Annotated in this window: 14 protein-coding genes; 5 read left to right on the top strand and 9 right to left on the bottom strand. The window is 68.4% G+C overall.

The features are described from left to right. Nucleotides 1-84: 84 nt before the first annotated feature. The 5 genes from J2851_RS30865 to J2851_RS30845 form a co-directional block, all read right to left on the bottom strand. Nucleotides 85-2,601, bottom strand: a complete 2,517-nt coding sequence (locus J2851_RS30865; protein ID WP_209771508.1) for a cellulase family glycosylhydrolase — start codon at nt 2,599-2,601, stop codon at nt 85-87. A gap of 198 nt (nt 2,602-2,799) precedes the next feature. Beyond that, nucleotides 2,800-3,768 carry a class I SAM-dependent methyltransferase gene (locus J2851_RS30860; RefSeq protein WP_209771506.1) on the bottom strand — a complete coding sequence of 323 codons (969 nt, stop codon included), beginning with the start codon at nt 3,766-3,768 and terminating at the stop codon, nt 2,800-2,802. 24 nt (nt 3,769-3,792) lie between these two features. Next, a complete protein-coding gene (locus J2851_RS30855; protein ID WP_209771504.1) occupies nt 3,793-5,058 on the bottom strand; it encodes an endo-1,4-beta-xylanase in 1,266 nt (421 codons plus the stop codon). A gap of 268 nt (nt 5,059-5,326) precedes the next feature. Beyond that, a complete protein-coding gene (locus J2851_RS30850; RefSeq protein WP_307420662.1) occupies nt 5,327-7,675 on the bottom strand; it encodes a GumC family protein in 2,349 nt (782 codons plus the stop codon). A 3-nt stretch (nt 7,676-7,678) separates the two neighbouring features. Next, nucleotides 7,679-8,461: a WecB/TagA/CpsF family glycosyltransferase gene (locus J2851_RS30845; protein ID WP_209771502.1), complete on the bottom strand. Its 783-nt coding sequence runs from the start codon at nt 8,459-8,461 to the stop codon at nt 7,679-7,681. 485 nt (nt 8,462-8,946) lie between these two features. On the opposite strand from J2851_RS30845, the gene J2851_RS30840 reads away from it, so the two are divergent. Continuing rightward, complete coding sequence (locus J2851_RS30840) at nt 8,947-11,232, top strand: helicase-related protein (protein ID WP_209771500.1); 2,286 nt, start codon at nt 8,947-8,949, stop codon at nt 11,230-11,232. A 164-nt stretch (nt 11,233-11,396) separates the two neighbouring features. On the opposite strand, the gene gpmA is transcribed toward J2851_RS30840, so the two are convergent. After that, nucleotides 11,397-12,143: a 2,3-diphosphoglycerate-dependent phosphoglycerate mutase gene (gene gpmA / locus J2851_RS30835; RefSeq protein ID WP_209771498.1), complete on the bottom strand. Its 747-nt coding sequence runs from the start codon at nt 12,141-12,143 to the stop codon at nt 11,397-11,399. A gap of 363 nt (nt 12,144-12,506) precedes the next feature. Between gpmA and J2851_RS30830 the strand changes: the two genes are divergently transcribed. Further along, nucleotides 12,507-12,785 (top strand): MarR family transcriptional regulator, encoded by a 279-nt coding sequence (locus J2851_RS30830; protein ID WP_209771495.1) that lies wholly within the window; start codon nt 12,507-12,509, stop codon nt 12,783-12,785. Between the two features lie 53 nt (nt 12,786-12,838). Here J2851_RS30830 and J2851_RS30825 read toward each other — a convergent pair whose 3' ends face one another. Then, nucleotides 12,839-13,024 carry a Nif11 family protein gene (locus J2851_RS30825; RefSeq protein ID WP_209771492.1) on the bottom strand — a complete coding sequence of 62 codons (186 nt, stop codon included), beginning with the start codon at nt 13,022-13,024 and terminating at the stop codon, nt 12,839-12,841. A 167-nt stretch (nt 13,025-13,191) separates the two neighbouring features. Next, entirely contained in the window at nt 13,192-15,522 is a 2,331-nt protein-coding gene (gene glgX / locus J2851_RS30820; RefSeq protein ID WP_370881329.1) for a glycogen debranching protein GlgX, read from the bottom strand. Nucleotides 15,523-16,048: 526 nt separating this feature from the next. Here glgX and J2851_RS30815 point away from each other — a divergent pair. From J2851_RS30815 to J2851_RS30805, 3 genes are all read left to right on the top strand, one after another. Next, nucleotides 16,049-18,217, top strand: a complete 2,169-nt coding sequence (locus J2851_RS30815) for an ATP-binding response regulator (RefSeq protein WP_209771490.1) — start codon at nt 16,049-16,051, stop codon at nt 18,215-18,217. Nucleotides 18,218-18,328: 111 nt separating this feature from the next. After that, complete coding sequence (locus J2851_RS30810; protein WP_209771488.1) at nt 18,329-19,621, top strand: pentapeptide repeat-containing protein; 1,293 nt, start codon at nt 18,329-18,331, stop codon at nt 19,619-19,621. A gap of 111 nt (nt 19,622-19,732) precedes the next feature. Next, the gene (locus J2851_RS30805) at nt 19,733-20,083 is read left to right on the top strand and encodes a hypothetical protein (RefSeq protein ID WP_246501052.1); all 351 of its coding nucleotides are present in this window, start codon (nt 19,733-19,735) and stop codon (nt 20,081-20,083) included. A gap of 164 nt (nt 20,084-20,247) precedes the next feature. Here J2851_RS30805 and J2851_RS30800 read toward each other — a convergent pair whose 3' ends face one another. Beyond that, nucleotides 20,248-21,036, bottom strand: coding sequence for a MetQ/NlpA family ABC transporter substrate-binding protein (locus J2851_RS30800; RefSeq protein ID WP_209771484.1), 789 nt, complete (start codon nt 21,034-21,036; stop codon nt 20,248-20,250). Nucleotides 21,037-21,053 lie beyond the last annotated feature (17 nt).

Genomic DNA, 21,053 nt, shown 5'->3' with positions numbered 1-21,053 from the left:
CTACAGAAATTCGGACGGCAAAAAGGGCCGGCAGCGTGCGCTGCCGGCCCGAGTTTACCCTTCCTCGTACAACCGATGGGCCGATCAGGCGCCGTCGGTCATGAAGTGAGCGTACGGGCTCACGGTGTGGTCCATGTGGTCGGTCAGCGTGGCCAGGTGGGCCAGATCCAACGCGGCCTGGGCCTGGGCGGCGCTGGCCGACGTGACGTCGACCGACTGGACGGTCGCCGTGGCCTGCTGCGTCACCGTGTGGTTCAGCACGTCGACGTCGGCCGACAGGGCCTGGGCGGAGGCCGGCGCGTTGATCGTGCCAACGCCGGTGGCGTCGGCGATCGTGGCCTGGGTGGCGTTGGAGAGCTTCAGGTTGAAGGTCTCGGAACCCTCGGTCACGCTGTCGCTCAGCACCTTGACGGTGACGGTCTTGCTGGTCTCGCCGGCGGCGAAGGTCAGCTTGCCGCTGGTCGCGGTGTAGTCGGAACCGGCCTTGGCCGTGCCGTCCGCCGTGGCGTAGTCCACGGTGACCGTCTGGCTGTAGGCCTGCGACAGCTTCACGGTGAAGACCGCGTCCGCGGTGTTCGGCGTGCTGCTGGAGCCGCTGAACAGGCCCGCCTTGATGGCGTTGTACTTGTTGTAGTCGACCTGCCAGCTGTCGTTCATGATGCCGCCGGTGTCGCCCGAACCCGGGCTCCAGGCCCAGTAGGTCCAGCTCGCGCCCTGGTCGCCCGCCGCCAGATCGACCTTGCCGTCGCCGTTCCAGTCGCCGTTCATGTACTGGACCAGCTTGGGCATCCACTTCTGGTCGATGGCCGTTTCCATGCGGCTGCCGAACTCACCCACCAGAACCGGATGCTGGTCGTTCTGGATCAGGCGGCCCCACATCTCCGTCCACTTGGCCGGCATGTTGTTGGGGAAGTTGGCGTCCTTGAACCAATCCATCATGTGCAGCGACGGACCGTAGTCGTGCACCGAATAGACCAGCTTGCCCGGCGTGTTGAACTTCACGTCGTAGGCCTTCTGGCCCAGCAGGTTGCCACCCCACCAGTACCACTGGTTGTTGTAGACCTCGTTGCCCTCGACGATCAGCAGCCAGTCCTTGTTCACGGTCTGGATGGCGTTGCCGATGCGCTCCGCCGCGCGGGCCCAGTCGTTCGGGCCGCCGTCACCCCAGGTGGTCGGGTTGTGCGGCTCGTTGTGCAGGTCGGCGCCGATGACGGCATCGTTGCCGGCATAGCGCTGGGCCAGCATCTTCCAGTTGGCGATCATCTTCGATTCCGGGTACTGGTCGGTGTACCAGAGCCCGTTCTCGTTGGCCGATGCGCCGTCGCCGGAGCGATGGTGGTCGAGGATGATCTTCATGCCGATCTTGTCGGCGTACTCGATGATCTTGTCGAAGACCTGGAGCGAGGTCTTGCCGGCCAGGTCCGGGTTCTTCGAGTAGTCGATGCCGGTCGGCATGCGGCCGTTGTCCAGCATGGCGTCGGAGTAGGGCAGCCGGATGACGTTGAAGCCCAGATCCTGCATCTTGTCCATGTGGTTCTGGTAGCTGTCCATCCACAGCCCCTGCGGCGCGAAGGCGTAGCCCTCGGCCCCGAACCAGTTGACGCCGGTCAGCTTCACGTTGTGGCCGGCGCTATCGACGATCTGCCCGCCTTCGGTGTGCAGGAAGCCCGGCGCGATGCCCGCGCTGGTCTTGGTGCCCGTCGGCTCGGTGACCGACACGTCGCTGACCGCGATCGACGGCTTCGTCGGGGTCGGGGCCGGCGGGGTGGTCGGCGTGGTCGTGGAGCCCGGGAACCAGGACTTGTCGGCGGCGACCTGCAGGGTGCCGTTCCACCACAGGCCGGACTGGCCCTTCACCACGTCCTGCCCGTCCAGCGCGCCCTTGTCGTAGGTGACGTTGGCGTCGGTCGGGTTCACGGCGTGGCCGTTGATGGTGACCTTGTTGACGATCAGGTTGCGGTCGACGCCGTTCACCGTCGCGTCGTTGTCGTACTGGATCTGGATCTTGTGCGCCTGGTCCTGCGTCACGTTCGTGGCGAAGGCGAAATCCTTGGCGGTGGCGCCGGCGGTGCCTTCACCGACCTTCTTGCCGTCGACCAGCAGGTTGAAATGGGCGTTCTGGCCGCCCGCGGCGTTGCCCTGCAGGTTCAGGACGATCTGGGCGTTGCCCGCCGGGGCCGACGGGGTCGGAACCGGGAAATAATCCTTGGTCAGCGCGAAGTTCAGAGCGCCGTTCCACCACAGGCCTTCCTGGCCGGGCACCACGTCGATGCCGTCAAGCGCGCCCTTGTCGTAGGTGACCAGCGAGTTGGTGGAGTTGACGGTCTTGCCGTTGACCTCAATCGACTTGACGATCAGGTTGCGGTCCTGACCGTTTACGAAACCGTCGTTGTCATAGACGATTTGAACCTTGTGGGCCTGGTCCGGAGCGACCTGGGCCTTAAAGGTGTACCGGCCGGTGCTGGTCGAGCTGACCGTCGCCTGGCCGATATCGACGCCATCCAAGCGCAGCTTCAGCTGCGGCCAGATCCCGCCGGCAGCCTGCCCCGAGGCGTTGACGACGAAGGTCGTGTCGACGAGGCTCGTGGTGGTCGTTGCCATTGGAAGAAACCTCTCTCCGTTTTCGGTGGAGCCCAGGTTCGTCCAGAATGGTTAACGAGGTATTTCAAATTTTAGCGAAATGCTGCTCAAAAGCCACTATAGGCTGTGAAAAGAAAGGGACGCGAGAATCGCACTTTACTGCGTCGCTCGCGCAACAGTGCGGCCCCGCGCCCACAAACCTCTGAACCTGTTACAATTTTAGGCCCGCGATTTGGCGTCCGCCGGCTTGTGCGCGACCATGAACACCTCCGGCCGGAACAGGTAGAGCTGGCCGAGCGCGCTGAGCTTGCGCCGCATGGTTAATGGCATCGCACCCAACAGGGCCTCGACGGCCTTGACATAGGCGAGGTAGAGGCGTCCGGAGAAGTGGATGGGAAGCCGCCGCCGCACGGCGAGCGGGGCGACGTAGACCGCCTTCATGCCCGTGAAGCCGGCATCGGCCAGCGCCCGTTCCGTCTCCGCCCAGGTGTATTCGCGCAGGTGCATGCAGACCGGCTCGTCCAGCCCGAACACCTCCGACAGATCCATCGGTCCCGCGTGCTTGTGCGGCATGCTGAGCACGTAGCGCCCGCCCGGCTTCAGGATGGCGTGCACGTTCTTCAGGTGCGTCGGCACGTCGTCCGGATGGAAATGCTCGATGACGTGGGTGGAGACGACCGCGTCATACCGGTCGCGCGGTTCGAATTCCGCGAGGTTGACGCCGTCGCAGCAGCGCCAGGTCACGTTGGCGCGCTCGTCGGTCCAGCGCTCGCCGCGCTCCCGCGTGATCTCGGTGGCGACGCAGGAATAGCCGTGGCGCGCCAGGAAGCCGAGCAGCCGGGCCTTGCCCGACCCGACCTCGTAGACGTCCTTGGCGCCCCGCAGCAAGGTCAGGAAATGGCCGAAATCGAGCTGATCGTCGTGGACGGAGGTGTCCACCGCATCGTTCAGCCAGGGACAATTCTTGTACAGCGCGGTGTAGGCGCGTTCGAAGATGGACCAGCGCTCCTCCCGGCGGGAGTCGAGCAACTCGCGGGCCAATCGGCGCTCCAGGTTCCAGTGCTGGAGCACCATCGCCTCGCTCAAGGGATAGCTCGGCGACAGGCCGAACTTGCGCTTGTAGCGGGCAACCAGATCGTTCGCTGTCGTACGTTCCACGGTGGAGCCCTCGTGCAGGGGGTACGCCATGTCGGTTTCGATATTACCCGGCTGCTAGGCCCTGTTCCGATTACGCAGGGCCTGCACCGTGGCCTCGTAGATCGGCAACGGCTTGGACGCCGCGTCGTAGGGCGACGGGTGCGGGTTCAGCTCCGGAAATTCCCGCGCGATGTAGTTCATATCGGACCGCAGGTGCCACCAGACCAGCTCCGCCAGCTTGGCGTTGCCGGCGATGTCGCCGACATACTGGGCGGCGAGGAAGGCCATGGCGCGGTCCTTTTCGGCGCGGGACCAACTGCGCGGCAGGTGACGCTCGTCCACGTCGAACTCGGTGATGTGGACGGGCAGGCCCAGCCGGTCCACCGCGCGCAGGAAGCCGCGCATGCCGTCGCGGTCATAGGGCTTGCCGGCCATCAGGTGGCTTTGCAGCCCCAGCCCGTCGATCGGAACACCGCGCTTGACCGCGTCGGTCAGCCAGGTCTGGAGGTAGGCGCGCTTGCGCTGCTGCCAGCCCTCGTCGATCTCGATCCCGAACTCGTTCAGGACCAGCTTGGCCGAGGGGAATTCCTTGCGGATGTGGTGGAAGAAGGGGTCCATCCACTCCGGCCCCTTGGTCGCCCCGCCCGCCGCCACCCACCACTGGCCGCGGCGAAACCCGTAGCGGTCCTGTTCCTGGGGATGGCTGCGCCCCGTCTCCCAGAAGAAGACCTCGTTGACGACATCGATGCGGTAGAAGATGTCGCCGTAGCGGTTCTTCACGGCCGCGACCATGTCGGTGAAGCGCTGCCAGTAGTTGTCGGGCGACAGCGTGCCTTCGGCCGAGAAGTAGGCCTTCTCCCCGATCCCCAGCTCGGCCATCCGCCGCTGCGGCAGCTTCATGTAATCGGGCATGCCCATGTGCTGCCACAGGGCGCAGTGCCAGTTCGGCTGGGCGCCGATGCGCCGCGCCAGCTCCACGGAAGCGTCGAAACGGCTCCAGTCGAACTGGCCTTCCTGCGGCTGGAAGACCGCCCATTTCCCGCCGTTCTCCGGCGTGACGACGTCGCACTCCCGCTCCATCAGCCGGTCGAGCATGGGATCTTCCGGCTCGATGTAATGGTCGCGGGCGGCGCCGTGCTTGATGCCGGCGGCGCGGCAGGCATCGCGCAGGGTCACGTCGGGGACCGCGCGCGAGGTGGCGGCGGTCGAGGCCGCCTCGGCGACCGACGGGTCGGTGGTGGCCTTGCAGCTGGCCAGCACGGCCGCCGCGGCCACGGCGCGCAACGCGTCGCGGCGGGAGAGCGAAAGCGGCGGGAAGCGTTTCGGCGAGGTCTGGGCCATGGGCGTCGGGCCTCGTGGTTGTGGTGAGCAATTTCAGAAATGATCGTCACCACAGAGACACGGAGACACAGAGAACTCACAAAAGCACTTGTGCTCGTCGGATCGGTCCGGGGGAGCTGGCCTGTTTGTGATGTTCTCTGTGTCTCTGTGCCTCTGTGGTGACGTCCGGCTTCGAAGTCGTTTTCAGCCTCGCGGCCGCCCCTTCATCCCAAACCCCTCTCCCCAACCTTCGTTAAATGGCGGGGAGAAGGGCTTTGCATCGGGATGGTTAGGACGTGGCCCGCATGGTCGGGTTGCCGTAGTACTTCCGGGTCGCGACGTAGCTGTTGTACGGACCCTGGTAGCCCTTGCTGGCGGCCTTCTTCAGGTTCACGTCGGTCATCACGCACACGAACTTGTCGTGGTCGATCGGGCCGAGGTCCGCCACCGCGTGCAGGTCGCTGGCCGTGGTGTGGCCCCAGCGGGTGACGAACAGGACCTTGGAAGCGGCGCCGCAGACGATCCGGGCGTCGGACACCGCCAGCGCCGGGGCGGTGTCGAACACCACCAGGTCGAAGCTGGGCGACAGGCCGGCCATCAGCTGCACCAGGCAGTCGACGTTGAAACGATCCAGCGTCATGGAGTTCAGCTTGCCCGCCGGGACCATCGCGAAGGGCACGTCGTCGGACACGTGGACGATCTCGTCCAGCATGGCCTCACCCGCGATCCAGTCGGACAGGCCCTTCTTGGCGGACAGGTCGAACAGGCCGTCGATGCGCGACCGGCGGAAGTCGGTGTCCACCACCACCACGCGGCGTCCGGCCTGGCTCGCCACCTGAGCCACGGCGAGGCTGAGCGAGGTCTTGCCGTCCTGCGGGCGGGCCGAGGTCACCGCCAGGGAGCCCACCGGGCCGAGGTCCGCCAGATGGTTGCGGAACAGGGCGCGGAGCGATTCGCTGAACAGCGAGAAGGGATGGCGCTGGAAGACCTTGTACAGCCGGCCCTTGGCACCGCGGTCGCTCTGGTGCGGCACGATGTGGACGGTGCCGACGCCCAGGATGCGGCGGACGGCGTCCGGGGTGTGGACGTGGCGCTGGAGAAGCTCCAGGCCGAAGACCGAGAAGACGGCCAGGGCGAGCGAGGCGACGAAGCCGGCCAGCAGCAGGAGGATGCGGAACGGACCCGACGGCTCGTGCGGGACCTGCGGCGCCGACACCAGCTTGACGGCGGCCGGGAAGGCGCGGCTGTCCTTCTGGGCCTCGACCTCTTCCAGGCGGCCGAGCAGGCTGTCGAGGAGCTGGCGCTTGGCCGTCGCCTCGGATTCCAGCGTGCGCAGCGGGATCGCGCTTTCCTGCATGGTGGCGTAGTTGCCCTCCATGCGGCCGATCATCGTCTTCAGGGCGCTTTCCTGCTCCACGGCGACCTGGGCGGCCTCGCGGACGCCGTTGATCTCGCGGCGGATTTCCTGCTGGAGCGAGGCGTTCGCCTCGTTCAGGCGGCCCTGCAGCTCGACGATGCGCGGGTGCTTGGGACCGTACTGGCGGGACAGCTGGGCCATCTCGGTGGAGATCGCCGCCACCGTGGCGCGGAGCTGGGCGACGACCGGCGAGGCGATGCTGCCGCCGATGGCGTTCCAGTTGCCGGCCTTCAGGTTGCGCTCCAGCGCGTCGGCCTGGGCGACCGAGCGGGCGCGGATGGCCGAGGCCTCGGCCAGGCGCAGGCGGGTCTGCTCAAGCTCGTTCTGGGCCATCAGGCCGGTGCCGCCCTTCAGCAGGCCGCCCTTGACGCGGGCCGTCTCGACCTTCTGGTCGGCCTCGGCCACTTCCCGGCGCAGGGTGGTGATGCGGTCCTGCAGCCAGGAGATCGCGCTGGTCGACAGGTCGCGGTCCATCTGCTGGCGGGTTTCCATGTAGCGGCGGACGATGCCGTCCACCACGTCGCGGCTCAGCTGCGGCTCCTTCGACGAGAAGCGGACCTGGATCACGCGCGACCGGCCGACGATGGCCACGTCCAGCTTGCGGTGGATGCGGGCGATGATCTGGTCGTTGCCCAGCGCCGCGTGCGCCTCGCGGGCCCGGATGTCCTGGGCCATCTCGTCGCCGTGGCTCAGCATCCAGGCCACCGGGCCCGGCAGGCTGTCGCCCCAGACCCGGCCGGCGAGGTCGCGGCCGTAGGCCACCGCGCGTTCGACGAACGGCAGGGTCTCGTCCTCCTGCGCCGGCGGGTTGAACTCCGGATGCTTGGTGAGCTGGAGATCGTTCACCACCTGGTTCAGCACCTGCTGCGACTTCAGGATCTCGATCTCGCTCAGGATGGCGGCGTCCTCCGTGGGGAGGGAGCCGACCACCTGGTCCACCTCACGCACGATGCGCACCTGGCGGTTGTCCACCAGCAGAAGGGCTTCGGAGGTGTACTGGTCCTTCAGCGTCGACACGCCGAGCGCCGACAGGCCCGTCAGCACCACCACGATGCAGGCGATCAGCCACTTGTGGCTGCCCAGCACCCGCAGGATGAACCGGAAGTCCGGGCCCATGGACGGCGTCTGACCCTCGAACTCGGCACGGGCGGCCGGGCCGGGAACGGCGGGCCAAGCCGGGACCGGCGGACCGCCGTGGTTGATCTGGGGCAGGTTTTCCACTTCTCAAAGCTCCTTATGCATGGGCGCTGGTGCTGGGGCGCTGGACGAACGCGAGGCGGCGGCACGGCGCATAAGCAGGACATTGTGGGCAAAGCCGAAGGCTCCGACGCAGTAGCGGCGGAACAGGCGGCGGGGTTCCTGGGCCAGGCGAAACGCCCATTCGAGGCCCAGGCGCTGAATGTACGTCGGGGCGCGCGCAAACCTTCCGGCGAGGAAATCGACGATTGCGCCCCCGTTCACGATCAAAACGGGATGATCGAGCGCGCGCTTCAGCAGGACCGCGACCTCTTCCTGCCGGGGCATGCCCATGGCGAGGATGATGATGTCGGGCCGGTGCTCCCGGGCGCGCTCGATGTAATGCTCCACGGGGTGGAAGCCGTGTTGGGTGTCGACGTAGCGGTGCGGCGTGCCGGCCTTCAGCCGCTCGACGCCGCGCTCCAGCCACGGGTCCGCCGTGCCGTAGACCGCCACCTTCCGCGCGGGAAAAGTGCGGAGCAGCAAGGGGATGAAGTCGGTGCCGTTCATGTTGAAGCCGGCCGGCAAATCCAGCCGGGGCAGTGCCAGTTCCAGCGCCACGCCGTCGCGCAGCAGCACGTCCGACGACCGGAAGGCCGTCAGCGCCGGCGCCGACCGCGCGCAGAGGTTCACGCCGTGCGCGTTGACGAACGACAGGATGGTCGGCCGATCCACGGCAGCCAAGGAATCCAGCAAGGCGTGACGCTCTTCTTCGCTTGAAATGCACCGGATTCTCTCGATCAGTGCCAGGACTTCACGAGGGCTCGGCATGCAGATCTCCTAAACAATTTTGCGTAGCGACAATTCAATGCGCTGTCACCGCACCGATGATGCATGACGGGATACGGCCCGGTCAGACGGTAATGCTTACTAACCCATCCGATCGGGGAGTCCCGCCGAGCTGCGCGAACGATTACCCCCTTTGATGGACGATCGCTGCGCAACGTCGATCTATGTGGCTGGTGACGCCCCTTTTTCGCAGCGGTGGGAACGGCGAAAGGGCAGGACAGGCGAATTAGCCCGGCCTTGCCGGGGGACCACGGAATCGGCTTGCGGTGAAAAACGGCTCCGCCCATATAGGTACGCCGGCTGGTCACCGGTGTGCAGATGGGGGATCGACGTCCTCGCCGTGCCGGCATCCCTCCGGCGCTGTTCCAAAATTCGAGGTGTGCACTTCGCGGGCTTCCCGCGGAACCGCGGCGGTGGATGGTCGCGGTGGGCGCCCGGCGACAACGAACGACAACAAGAAGATCCTGATGAACGACGACGAAACCACACCCCGCCAACCCGGAACCGCGGACGAGTTCGACCGGCGCGACGCGCTCCGCGCCATCGCGGCCGTGGTGCGCGGCGACGGCTTCGAGGTGGACGCCGACAGCACGCCGGCCCGCTGGTCGGTCGCCGTGGTGCACGAGGTCGTGGTTCCCGGCACCGACCGCCGGCTGAAGCTGCGCTTCCGCGTGGCCCTGGGCCCGCTTCCGGACATCGAGGCCGAGCTGTGGGGCCTGATGACGTCGGAGGAGGGCTTCGGCCGTCCGCAGGCCCGCGCGCTGGGCAAGAAGGTCAAGGCCGCCGGGCTCGCCTCGCCGGCCGTCGAGAAGGCGCGCGGGCGTGTGGACAGCTGGTTCGCCTCCATGGCCAAGCGGGCGGAGGGCTTCGGCGAGTCCTGGCGGCCCAAGGGCTTCGCCGACGAGCTTGGCCGCGTGGTCGGCTTCGGCGGGCGCATCCCGCGCCTTCAGGCGCTGCTCGACGCGCTGGAGGAGGCCTTCTCCACCGCCGCCGCCCGCGCCGGCCTGAAGGTGCGACGGGAGCGGCTGGAGAACGCGTCGGGCCTCGGCGTCTATCTCGACAGCTTCGCCACGGCGCGCGCCATGGTGCGCAAGCTGCGGCTGTTCGTCGGCCCCACCAACTCCGGCAAGACGCACGCCGCCATGGACCGGCTGGCCGAGGCGGAGAGCGGCTGCTACCTCGCCCCGCTGCGCCTGCTGGCGCTGGAGGGGCAGGAGGCGCTGGAGAACCGCGGGCGCCCGTGCAGCCTCGTCACCGGCGAGGAGCGCGACGTGCGGCCGGGGGCGGCCTTCACCTCCTCCACCATCGAGATGGTCAACACCGGCAAGGTGTGGGGCGCCTGCGTCATCGACGAGATCCAGATGATCGGCGACCCCGACCGCGGCTGGGCCTGGACCCAGGCGGTGGCCGGCGTCGCGGCGCCGGAGATCCTGATGACCGGCTCCGCCGACGCCATTCCCTACGTCCAGCGGCTCGCCACCGCGCTGGGCGAGGAGCTGGAGGTCGTGGAGTTCACCCGCAAGTCGCCGCTGCGCATCCAGGAGGAGCGGGTGCCGCTCGCCAACGTGCGCCGGGGCGACGCGGTCATCGCCTTCTCGCGCAAGGACGTGATGGGGCTGCGGCGCGACCTGCTGGCCCGCGACCACACGGTCGCGGTGATCTACGGCGCCCTGTCGCCGGAGGTGCGGCGGGCCGAGGCGCGGCGCTTCCGTGAGGGCACGGCCGACGTCCTGGTGGCGACCGACGCCATCGGCATGGGCCTCAACCTGCCGGTGGCGCGCGTCGTGCTGTCCACCACCCGCAAGTTCGACGGGCGGGAGGAGCGCGAGCTGACCTCGTCGGAAATCCGCCAGATCGGCGGGCGCGCCGGCCGCTTCGGCATGCACGAGGAAGGGCGCGTCGCGGTGCTGGAGGGCGAGAACATCAACCCGGTGCGCCGGGCGCTGACCACCCCGCCCAAGCCGCCGGAAGACCCGCGCGCCTGGATCAGCCCCAACCTGACCCACGTGGAGGCCATCGCGCGGGAGCTGGACACCGACAGCCTCGCCAAGGTGCTGCGCACCGCCGGGCAGGAGCTGCTGCGCGCCAACCAGACCTTCCGCATGACCGACCTGGAGCAGCGCATCCAGGCCGCCGCCGCCGTGGACAAGGCGAAGCTGCCGCTGGCCCAGCGCGACATGCTGGCGCGCTGCCCGATCGACGTGCGCGACAAGAACAACCTGCTGCTACTCGCCCGCTGGGCGATCAACCAGGGCAAGGGCATGCCCAACCCCGCCCCGGACGAAGCGGAGCGCTTCCACCACCGCGTCGGCACCGACGTGGAGCTGGAGCGGGCGGAGCGGGCGGTGAAGGAGCTGACGGCCTACGCTTGGCTGGCCTACCGTTTCCCGGACTCCTATCCGGAGATGGACCTGTGCCAGGAACGCCGGGCCATGCTGAACGCCTTCATCGAACGGACGCTGGCGGAGCGCTCGCTCGCCCGCGCCTGCCCGGTCTGCGGGACGCGGCTGAAGGCGAACCACCGCTTCCGGGTCTGCGACAACTGCTACGCCGGTCGGGTGGAGGAGCACAGCGGGCGCCGTGGGCGCCGTGGTGGCGACGGTCAGCGCCGCGGCGGGCCGGCACCGGCACCGGCGGACGGCGCGCCGGCGCAGCCGCAAGGCGGCCACCCGCATTTCCACCACCCGCTTCCCGGCAAAAAGCGCGGCAAGGGTGGGGCCGGGCACCGGGGCCGGCGGCCGGCGGGGGCGTAACTGTCGGATTCGGGCGGTTAAGCGGTTGCGCTGGGCCCCCACCCTAACCCTCCCCCACCTTCGGCGAGGGAGGGGACTGCCGCCTCACCTGCGCCAAGTCCCTCCCCCGCGAAGTGGGGGAGGGTTAGGGTGGGGGCCCAACGAAACCACTCTCCACCAACCCCCTACGCCGCGGCACTCCCGCTCCGTTCCGGCCAGGTGATCTCCTCCTGCCCGCCATCGTCCGTCAGGAAATAGCGGCGCATCGGGACCAGGCCGCTGTCCAGCTCGTAGACCAGGGGGCGGCTCGTGGGGATTTCGAACAGCGGGATGTCCTGGTCGGGGACGTTGTCCAGGTGCTTGACCAAGCCGCGCAGGCTGTTGCCGTGCGCGGCCACCAGCACCCGGGCGCCCAGCCGCAGGGCGGGGACGATGCCCTCGCGCCAGAAGGGAATTACCCGCTCCGTCGTGTCCTTCAGGCTTTCTCCGCGCGGCAGGTTGGCGCGGTCCAGCCCGGCGTAGCGGCGGTCGGAGACGGCCGAGCGCGGGTCGTCCGGTTCGATGGGCGGGGGCGGGACGTCCCAGCTTCGCCGCCAGACGAACACTTGGTCGGCGCCGTGCCGGGCCGCCGTCTCCGTCTTGTTCAGCCCCTGGAGCGCGCCGTAGTGGCGCTCGTTCAGGCGCCAGTGCTTGTGCACCGGCAGCCACAGGCGGTCCATGTCCTCCAGCACGATGTCCAGCGTCTTGATGGCCCGCTTCAGGACGGAGGTGAAGGCCACGTCGAAGTCGACGCCGGACTGGCGGAGGAGGCCGGCGGCATGCCGGGTCTCGGCGACGCCCTGGTCGGTCAGGTCCACGTCGGTCCAGCCCGTGAACAGGTCCTCGCGGTTCCAGACGCTCTGGCCATGCCGGAGCAGCACGAGTCGATGCATCGCCCGTTCCTCCCTTGCGTGCCGTCTTTTCCCGGACGCCGGGGGCGACGTCCGTCCCGACGCAACGGCCGCCGAGGGGGAAGGGTTCCGGGGGAAAATGTCCCGGCCCACTTGCGCAAAACGTGTTTTATGTCAGGGACGAAACAGTCGAGACACATTCGGACAACAATAGGGCGGTAATCTTTTCTTCCAGCGAAACCAAACGCGATGCGGGCGCCGGGTCGGACCACGGGATGGGTTCGGGATGCCTCCGCCGTGTGGGTTTTCGTGATGGGGGGACGTGTCGGGCCGAAGCCCGGCGCACAGCCGTAATGTGTCTCAACCGCACTGCGATGCCGTGCAAGCCAAAGTACCGAGGCCGCCATGCAGCACCATGACTTCCTCTCCAGGGCCGTTTCGACCGACCGCGACATCACCCTGGAAGCGCTTCGCGTGTTCACCTACCTGAGCCGGCGGCTCCACTTCGACCGCCCGGTGCCGGTGCTGCAGTCCGAACTGGCGGACGCGCTCGGCATGCAGCGGCCCAACGTCAACCGGGCCATCAAGCTGCTGGAGACCAAGCAAATCCTGCTGCGCGACTCCAAGCTCGGCCGGGCCATCACCTTCCGCCTGAACCCGGAGTTGGAAGGCAGCCGCGCCTGACGGGAACGCCGGGGCCGTCGGGGCGTTCCGGTTGCCCGTTCCCATCAAGGGTGTCAGGCTGCCGATTGCGCGGCCTGCAAAGGGATGTCCTCCTCGGCAAACCGGTAGCCGTGCTCTTCCGCGAAGACGACCAGATCCGCCGGTGTCAGCAGATCCCGCGAGACGCGCGTCATCGCCGCCTTCAGGGCCGGGTCGGCGTTGGTCGCCACAAGGAAGCGGATGTAGTTGCCCTGAGCCATTGGCGGCGCCCCTGACGGACGGTTGCGTCGGCGGGATGCGGAACCATGGGTTTCGCCGACAAAATGGATTTTCATAAAATTATATCTTTCTCGGCGGCGAGGAGATGCGGCGGGTCGCCGCATCCCTTCACGTCGCATCCCTTCACGTCATTGCCGCGTCGAAGCGGTCACTCGCCCGATTGGTTGGCCGGCTCCGGGGCGGACCCGGCCGGGGCATCTGCCGGGGCGCCCGCAGGCTGAACCGGTTCGCCGGCCACCACCTCGGCCTTCGCATCGTCCGCCGCCCCTTCCGACGCGCTGCGAATGGCGCGGGCCGCGGCGCGCAGCGAGCTTTCGGAACGGCGGTCCGGGATCAGCTCGAACAGAAGCAGCGACCGCCCGCCGACCGGGATCTCGTCGCCGGTGCCGGCGGTGGAGATCTCCACGCGCTCCGGCTCCGTCGTGTCGACCAGACGCAGCCATTGGTGCCCGCCCACGACCTCCGGCAGCTTGAACGGCACCACGTCGTGGTGGGAGTTGATGATCAGCAGGAGCGTGGCGTCCGACGCCGCCTTCTTGATGCCGGTCGCCTGCGCCCGCCCGTCCAGCAGCATGCCCAGGCAGCGGGCCATGGGGTCCTGCCACTGCTCGGTCGCCTTCTCGACGCCGGCCGGGGTGATCCAGGTGACGTCCTTGACGTCCAGGTCGGGGTTGTAGGCGCCGGTGAAGAAGCGGCCGCGGCGCAGCAGCGGGTGGCTCTGGCGCAGGCCGATCAGGTGACGGACGAAGTCGGTCAGGGCCTGCCCGTCCTCGTCGATGTTCTCCCAGTCGATCCAGCCGATCTCGTTGTCCTGGCAATAGGCGTTGTTGTTGCCGTGCTGGGTCCGCGCGAACTCGTCGCCGGCCAGGATCATCGGCGTGCCCTGCGACAGCAGCAGCGTTCCCAGCAGGTTGCGCATCTGGCGGAAGCGCAGCGCCTTGATCTCCGGATCATCGGTCGGCCCCTCGGCGCCGTGGTTCCAGGAGATGTTGTGGGAATGGCCGTCGCGGTTGTCCTCGCCGTTCGCCTCGTTGTGCTTGTCGTTGTAGGAGACGAGGTCGTTCAGCGTGAAGCCGTCGTGCGCCGTGACGAAGTTGACGCTGGCCCAGGGCTTGCGGCCGCGGCGGTTGAACACGTCGGCGGATGCCGCCATGCGCGTCGCCATTTCCGGCAGCTTGCCCTCGTCGCCCTTCCAGTAAGCGCGGACGGTGTCGCGGAACTTGTCGTTCCACTCCGCCCAGCCCGGCGGGAAGCCGCCGACCTGATAGCCGCCGGGGCCGCAGTCCCAGGGCTCCGCGATCAGCTTGACGCGGGACAGCACCGGATCCTGGCGGCAGGCGTCCAGGAAGCCGCCGCTGTGGTCGAAGCCGTAGGTCTCGCGCGCCAGAATGGTGGCGAGGTCGAAGCGGAACCCATCCACATGCATCTCGGTCACCCAATAGCGCAGGCTGTCGGTGACCATCTGGAGGACGCGGGAGTGCGTGACGTTCAGCGTGTTCCCGGTGCCCGTGTCGTTGATGTAGTAGCGCGGGTCCGGCGCCAGCCGGTAATAGGAGGCGTTGTCGATGCCCTTGAACGAGAGGGTCGGCCCCATCTCGTTGCCTTCCGCCGTGTGGTTGTAGACCACGTCCAGGATCACCTCGATCCCGGCGTCGTGCAGGCGGGCGATCATCTCCTTGAACTCGTTGATGGCGCCGGTCGCCAGATAGCGCGGGTCGGGCGCGAAGAAGGAGATGGTGTTGTAGCCCCAGTAGTTCCGCAGGCCTTTCTCCAGCAGGTACCGGTCGTCCACGAAGGCGTGCGGCGGCAGAAGCTCCACGGCGGTGACGCCCAGCGAGCGGATGTACTCCACCACCTCGTGCTGGGCGAGCCCGGCGAAGGTGCCGCGGTGCTGCGGCGGCACGGCCGGATGCCGCATGGTGTAGCCGCGCACGTGGGTCTCATAGACGATCGTGCGCTCCCACGGGATGGCCGGCGCGCGGTCGTGGCCCCAGGTGAAGGCCGGGTCGATCACCACGCATTTCGGCATGCCGGGCGCGCTGTCGCGCCGGTCGAAGGACAGGTCGGCGCGGGGGGAGCCGACGCGGTAGCCGAAATGCGCGTCCGACCAGCGCAGCGGCCCGATCAGGTGCTTGGCATAGGGATCGAGCAGCAGCTTGTTGGGGTTGAAGCGATGCCCCGCCCGCGGCTCGTACGGGCCGTGCACGCGGTAGCCGTAGACCGTGCCGGGCCGCGCGTCCGGCAGATAGCCGTGCCACACCTCGTCGGTGTATTCCGGCAGCTCGATGCGCTCCAGCTCCCGGCGGCCCTCCGGGTCGAACAGGCACAGCTCGACCTTGGTCGCGTTCGCCGAGAACAGGGCGAAATTGACGCCCAGCCCGTCCCAGGTGGCGCCGAGCGGGTAGGGGAGTCCCTCCCGGATGCGGGAGTGGCGGATAACCTGCGAGGCGAAGGGCGGTTTCTTCAAGGCGAACCTCATTTCGGCGGTTGTCGGCGTCAATGTTCAGCGTGCGGCGACACAAGAACGCGCGAAGCCGTCCGGTGATCCCTGGCGCGTTGCGTTCTGTGCTTCGCGGGAACCTTCGCGGAAACGGTGGCGATTCACCCAAGGTGTAAGGCCGTTATGAGCATGGTCATAGTCGTCATGGCAGGTCGCGTCGGGAACAGCCCCGTGCTATGATCCGCGCAAACAAATAAACATAAAATATTGGTAGGATATCGCGCTTCGAGACGTGCAGTAATGACGTGATATGCGGGTGCTGAATGGAAGAAACTTCTTGCCCTGACGAGCGGTGGCGGCATTCGGCAATCCAGCATTGTGAATGTGCTCACGACGCTGGTGGGTGCGTTCAACGTCGCAACCGGTTGCCGGCTCTTCGGCTGTAGCGCCCTCGCGCACGGTCGTCCCCGTCTGGCTTGATGCCGTCTGGCTCAATGAACCGGCCTGTCGAAACGGCTTTCCCGCGATCCGTCGCGGGGCAAGGCCCTCTGCATTGTCTGCGCCCATGCTTCGCCTTTCCGTCCGCGCCCTGCTGAACTTCCACCCCAAGGCCGTCCTGGCGGCCATCGTCGCGTCCATGACGATGCTGGGCGCGATGGCCTGGGGTGCGCTGACCCTGTTCGACTATGTGGACACGCTGAACCGCGCGGAACGCGACGCCCGCCAGATGGCCGCGCTGCTCGAAGGGCACGCCGCGGCGATGGTGGACGGCGGCGTCGGAGCGGTGTCCCGCGTCGCCGACCGGATGCGGGACGGCGGGCTGTCCGTGCTGGCGGAACAGGCGCTTGGGGAGGCGTTGTCCGTGTCGTCGCGGGGGGCGCTGTCGATCGTGGACGCCGGCGGGCGGACCGTGTTCGGGCCGACCATCGCGCTGGACGGCAGCGGCCTGGACGCCGCGCTGGGCGGCGACCTTGCCGCGGACGCGGGCGGCGCCGGCGGCGGAGTCCTGATGCTCCACGGCCGGGCGGACGGGGCGGAGTCCATTGTGCTGGCGCGCCGGCTGCTCGACCGCCAAGGCCGGGTGGACGGCGCCGTTCTGCTCGCGTTGCCGGAGGCGAACCTATCGACCGTGCTGAACGTGTTCGGCGACGGGGCGCACCGCTTCGCCGGGGTGTTCCGCACCGACGGCGCGCGGCTGGCCGGCGTCGGCCCCCAGGATCTGGGGCCGGTGCCGCGCATGGAGCCGGGATCGGGCGGCGGCGATCACGATTGGCTGGTCGGCGGGCAACGGACGGTGATCGGGCTGAAGCGCATGCAGGCCTTCCCGGCGGTCGCCGCGGTGGCGTTGCCGCGCGAGGTGGTGCTCGCCCCCTGGGTCGTCCGCCTGAAACAGGGGCTGTCGGTGGTCGGCGTCAGCTTCCTGGCGATGCTCGGCCTGGCCTGGCTCGGCTGGGCCAGCCTGCGGCGGGAGGAGGAGACGCGCAACGCCCTGCGCGACGCCAACGCCCGGCTGGAACAGCGCGTCGACGAGCGCACCGCCGACCTGCGGTCGCTCAACCAGAAGCTGGTCCGCGCGCTGGCCGAGAAGGAACGCGCCAACCAGGCCAAGTCCCGTTTCCTGTCCGCCGCCAACCACGACCTGCGCCAGCCCTTCCAGGCGTTGCGCCTGTTCCACCACCTGCTGATGGAACGGCTGAAGGACCCGCGCGACCGCTCCATCGCCGACAAGATGGGCGAGGCGCTGGACAGCGGGGAGAAGCTTCTCCACTCGCTGCTGGAGGTCGCGACGCTCGACGCCGGGGTGGTGCGCCCGAACATCGCCGACGTGCCGGTCGCGACGGTGCTGGACTCGGTGGCGACGGAATTCCGCGCGGTGGCGGCGGAGAAGGGGCTGGATCTGCGGATCCGCCCCTGCGACGCCCTGGTCCGGACCGACGCGGCCCTGCTGACGCGCATGCTGCGCGACCTCGTGCGCAACGCCCTGTCCTACACGCCGATGGGCGGCGTGGTGGTCGGCTGCCGCCGGCGCGGGCAGTGGCTGCGCATCGAAGTGTGGGACACCGGCGCCGGCATCCCGGCGGAGCAGCTGGACGCGATCTTCGAGGACTTCGTGCAACTCGGCAATCCGGAGCGCGACCGGCGCCGCGGCCTCGGCCTCGGCCTGTCGAAGGTCCGGCGCAAGGCGGCGCTGCTCGGCCACGCGGTGGAGGTTCGCTCGCGCCTCGGCCAGGGGTCGGTCTTCTCCATCATGGTCCCGGTCGCCGCCAGCGAACCCAAGGAGGAGCCGGCGTCCTTGCCCATCACGGGCCACGCCGCCGACGCGAAGGCGGCGCGGCTGATCCTGGTGGTGGAGGACGACCCGGTCCAGCGCGCCGGCATGCAGCTGCTGCTGGAAAGCTGGGGCCATCAGGTGCTGGCGGCGGTGGACGGTCCCGCGGCGCTCGACGCCCTGCGCGGGGCGCCGCGCCGACCCGACGTGATCCTCACCGACTTCCGCCTGCCGGGCGCCATGACCGGCGCCGACACCGTCACCCGCGCCGGCGAGTTGGCCGGCCATCCCATTCCCGGCATCATCCTGACCGGCGACACGGCGCCCGAGCGCATCCGCGAGGCGGTGGCCGTGGGCTGCCGCCTGCTGCACAAGCCCTTCACCCCCGACGTGCTGCGCGACGCCCTGAACGCCGTGGCGACGGAGCGCGGCGCCCTGCGCCAAACCCAGCAGACGGCTGCGTGAGTGGCGGCGTGAGCCGCGTCATCGGTTCGTAACCCAAAAGTTACGAGCGTTAATAATTCTTGAAGGACGTTAAGGCTAAGCTCGGGTTGTGACCGGAGGCGTACACGGCCCATGCAGCAGCGTCCACTCACCCGCCTGGATCAGTCGCAGCTCGACGCCGTGGTCCGGCGGCATGAGATGTTCCGGAACGCGCGCGTCGGCGGGGCGCGGGCGACGCTGTCCTTCTTCGACATCAGCGGGCTCGACCTGTCGGGGCGTGACCTCGCGCACGCGGATTTCGTCGGCGCGTCGCTGCGCGGCACGAACTTGGGCGGTGCGCGGCTCGACTGCGCCGCGATGTTCGCGACCGACCTGCGCCAGGCCAACCTGGAAAACGCCAGCCTGATCAAGACCGACCTGCGCGGCGCCTGCCTGCGCGGGGCGATCCTGGTCGGCGCCAACCTGTTCGAGGCCGACCTGCGCGACGGCACGCTGGCGGAAAAGGACCGCGACGGCAGCCTGCGCATGATCCATGTGGAGGCGCAACCGGCGGAGGCGACCGGCGCCGACCTGTCGGGCGCCAACCTGACCAACGCGCGCCTGTCCGGCGCCATGGCCATCCACACCGACTTCACCGACGCGGTGATGAAGGGCTGCAAGCTGGTCCGCGCCACCATGCGCGGCGCCAACTTCAGCGGTTCCAACCTGGAAGGCGCCGACCTGTCGGGCGCCGACCTGCGGGGGGCCTGCCTGCGCGGCGCCGTGCTGACCGGCGCCTCCCTCACCATGACGGACATGACCGACGCCGACATGGAGGAGGCACTGACCGACGATCCGGTCGGTCGGGTCGTCGCGGACCTCGGCCGGCCGCTGGAGGATCTGCTGCGCGAGCACATCCTGTGGGTCGGCACCGGCGGCGCCCAGGGTGCGGCACTCGACCTGTCGGGGTTCGACCTGCGCCACGCGCCGTCGCTGGCGCACAACTGCCTGACCATGCTGAGGGCGGTGGGGGCGACGCTCTACGGTCTCGACCTGACCAACGTGCAGCTCCAGGCGGCGGTGCTGGAGGGTGCGGACCTGCGCGTCGCGAAGCTGCAGGGCGGCGACCTGCGCGGCATCAACCTGAAGGACGCCAAGCTGAACAACGCCGACCTGCGCAACGTCAACCTGCGCCCGCTCTATTTCGACGAGAAGCGGTCGATGCGGTCGGACCTCACGGGCGCGCGGATGCGCTACGCCGACCTGCGGGGCGGCTGCCTGCGCGAGGTGACCCTGGCGGGGGCCGACCTGTCCTTCGCCAACCTGATCGGCTGCGACATGACCAAGGCGGACCTGAGCCACGCCCGGCTGTTCGGCGCCAAGCTGGAGCGCAAGGCGCTGATGGACGGGGTGATCCTCGACGGTGTGGCGGGGTTGAAACTTTAGGCGTATAGATCCCGCGTCTGTAACCGGAGGGTGACCATGGTCGGTCGGAATGGAGTTGGCCAGGCTGGGATTGGCCGCGCTTTTCTGGCGTGCGGCGTGGCGCTGGCAGCGATGCTCGCGATTCCCGGGGCGGCCGACGCGCGGACGTCCGTCTATGTCGGCGTCGGGCCGGTGTGGCCGGCCTATCCGCCGCCCCGCCACTATTACTACCCGCCGCCGCCCGTCTACGTCGTCCCGCCGCCGCCGGTCGTCTACTACGAACCGGCCCCGCCGCCCGCGGTGGTCTTCACCCAGCCGCAGCCCGGTCCGGTCACCGTAAACCCGGCCGGCCCGTCCTACACGGCGCGAAGCGGGCAGCTCTGCCGCGAGTACCAGACGACCCTGATGATCGGCGGCGTCCCCCAGCCCAGCCACGGCACCGCCTGCCGGCAGCCGGACGGCACCTGGCGCATGATGAATTAGAAAAAGCCCTTCTCCCCTTGGGGGAGAAGGGTTGGGATGAGGGGTCGTTACCGGCGGCAGCCGGGAAAAAGACCCTGTCTCAATTAATATTTGTCAGCGTTTCACCCTCACCCCAACCCCTCTCCCCTCAAGGGAGAGGGGCTTTTCTGGGTGTCGTCAAAGCCTTACCAGGCGGGGACGACCGCGCCCTTGAAGCGCTCCAGGATGAACTGCTTGATCTCGTCGCTCTGGTAGACCTTCACCAGCTTGGCGACCCAGGGCTTGTCCTTGTCGGCTTTGCGGACGGCGATGATGTTGGCGTAGGGGCTCTCGCTGGCCTCGCGCGCGATGGCGTCCTTGTTCGGGTCCAGGCCGGCTTCCATGGCGAAGTTGGTGTTGATCACCGCCACGGTGACGTCGTCCAGCGAGCGCGGCAGCTGGGCGGCGTCCAGCTCGACGATCTGCAGCTTCTTCGGGTTGTCGGAGATGTCGAGCGGCGACGCCTTCAGGCCGGCGCTCTCCTTCACCTTGATCAGGCCCTTGGCCTGGAGCAGCAGCAGGGCGCGGCCGCCGTTGGTCGGGTCGTTCGGCACGGCCACCTTGGCGCCGCTGGTCAGCTCGTCCAGGCTCTTCACCTTCTTGGAATAGACGCCCATGGGGAAGATGACGGTCTTGGCGACGCTGACCAGGTCATAGCCGCGGTCCTTCACCTGGTTGTCCAGGTAGGGCTGGTGCTGGAAGGAGTTGACGTCCAGGTCACCCTGCGCCAAGGCCTGGTTCGGGATGACGTAGTCGGAGAATTCCAGGACGGTCAGATCGAGCCCTTCCTTGGCGGCCAGCGGCTTCACCTTCTCCAGGATCTGGCCGTGCGGGCCGGGGGTGACGCCGATCTTCAGGGCTTCGGCCGACGCGCTGAAGGCAACGGCCAGGGTCGCGATGCCGGCAAGGGTGCCCAGCACACGGGAACGCAACATCTCCAACTCCTCAGAAT

This window comes from Azospirillum rugosum (genome assembly GCF_017876155.1).
In the GTDB taxonomy this organism is placed as follows: Bacteria; Pseudomonadota; Alphaproteobacteria; order Azospirillales; family Azospirillaceae; genus Azospirillum; species Azospirillum rugosum.
Note: the sequence above shows the minus strand (reverse complement) of the source record. Positions and strands in the feature narration are given on the sequence as shown.

Excerpts from the sequence above, each read along its gene's own strand:
- J2851_RS30815 (WP_209771490.1), top strand. The coding sequence starts at position 16,049 with ATGCTTCGCCTTTCCGTCCGCGCCCTGCTGAACTTCCACCCCAAGGCC.
- J2851_RS30800 (WP_209771484.1), bottom strand. The coding sequence starts at position 21,036 with ATGTTGCGTTCCCGTGTGCTGGGCACCCTTGCCGGCATCGCGACCCTG.
- J2851_RS30805 (WP_246501052.1), top strand. The coding sequence starts at position 19,733 with ATGCTCGCGATTCCCGGGGCGGCCGACGCGCGGACGTCCGTCTATGTC.
- J2851_RS30825 (WP_209771492.1), bottom strand. The coding sequence starts at position 13,024 with ATGGCTCAGGGCAACTACATCCGCTTCCTTGTGGCGACCAACGCCGAC.
- J2851_RS30865 (WP_209771508.1), bottom strand. The coding sequence starts at position 2,601 with ATGGCAACGACCACCACGAGCCTCGTCGACACGACCTTCGTCGTCAAC.
- J2851_RS30855 (WP_209771504.1), bottom strand. The coding sequence starts at position 5,058 with ATGGCCCAGACCTCGCCGAAACGCTTCCCGCCGCTTTCGCTCTCCCGC.
- J2851_RS30810 (WP_209771488.1), top strand. The coding sequence starts at position 18,329 with ATGCAGCAGCGTCCACTCACCCGCCTGGATCAGTCGCAGCTCGACGCC.
- J2851_RS30840 (WP_209771500.1), top strand. The coding sequence starts at position 8,947 with ATGAACGACGACGAAACCACACCCCGCCAACCCGGAACCGCGGACGAG.
- J2851_RS30860 (WP_209771506.1), bottom strand. The coding sequence starts at position 3,768 with ATGGCGTACCCCCTGCACGAGGGCTCCACCGTGGAACGTACGACAGCG.
- glgX (WP_370881329.1), bottom strand. The coding sequence starts at position 15,522 with ATGAGGTTCGCCTTGAAGAAACCGCCCTTCGCCTCGCAGGTTATCCGC.
- J2851_RS30830 (WP_209771495.1), top strand. The coding sequence starts at position 12,507 with ATGCAGCACCATGACTTCCTCTCCAGGGCCGTTTCGACCGACCGCGAC.
- gpmA (WP_209771498.1), bottom strand. The coding sequence starts at position 12,143 with ATGCATCGACTCGTGCTGCTCCGGCATGGCCAGAGCGTCTGGAACCGC.
- J2851_RS30845 (WP_209771502.1), bottom strand. The coding sequence starts at position 8,461 with ATGCCGAGCCCTCGTGAAGTCCTGGCACTGATCGAGAGAATCCGGTGC.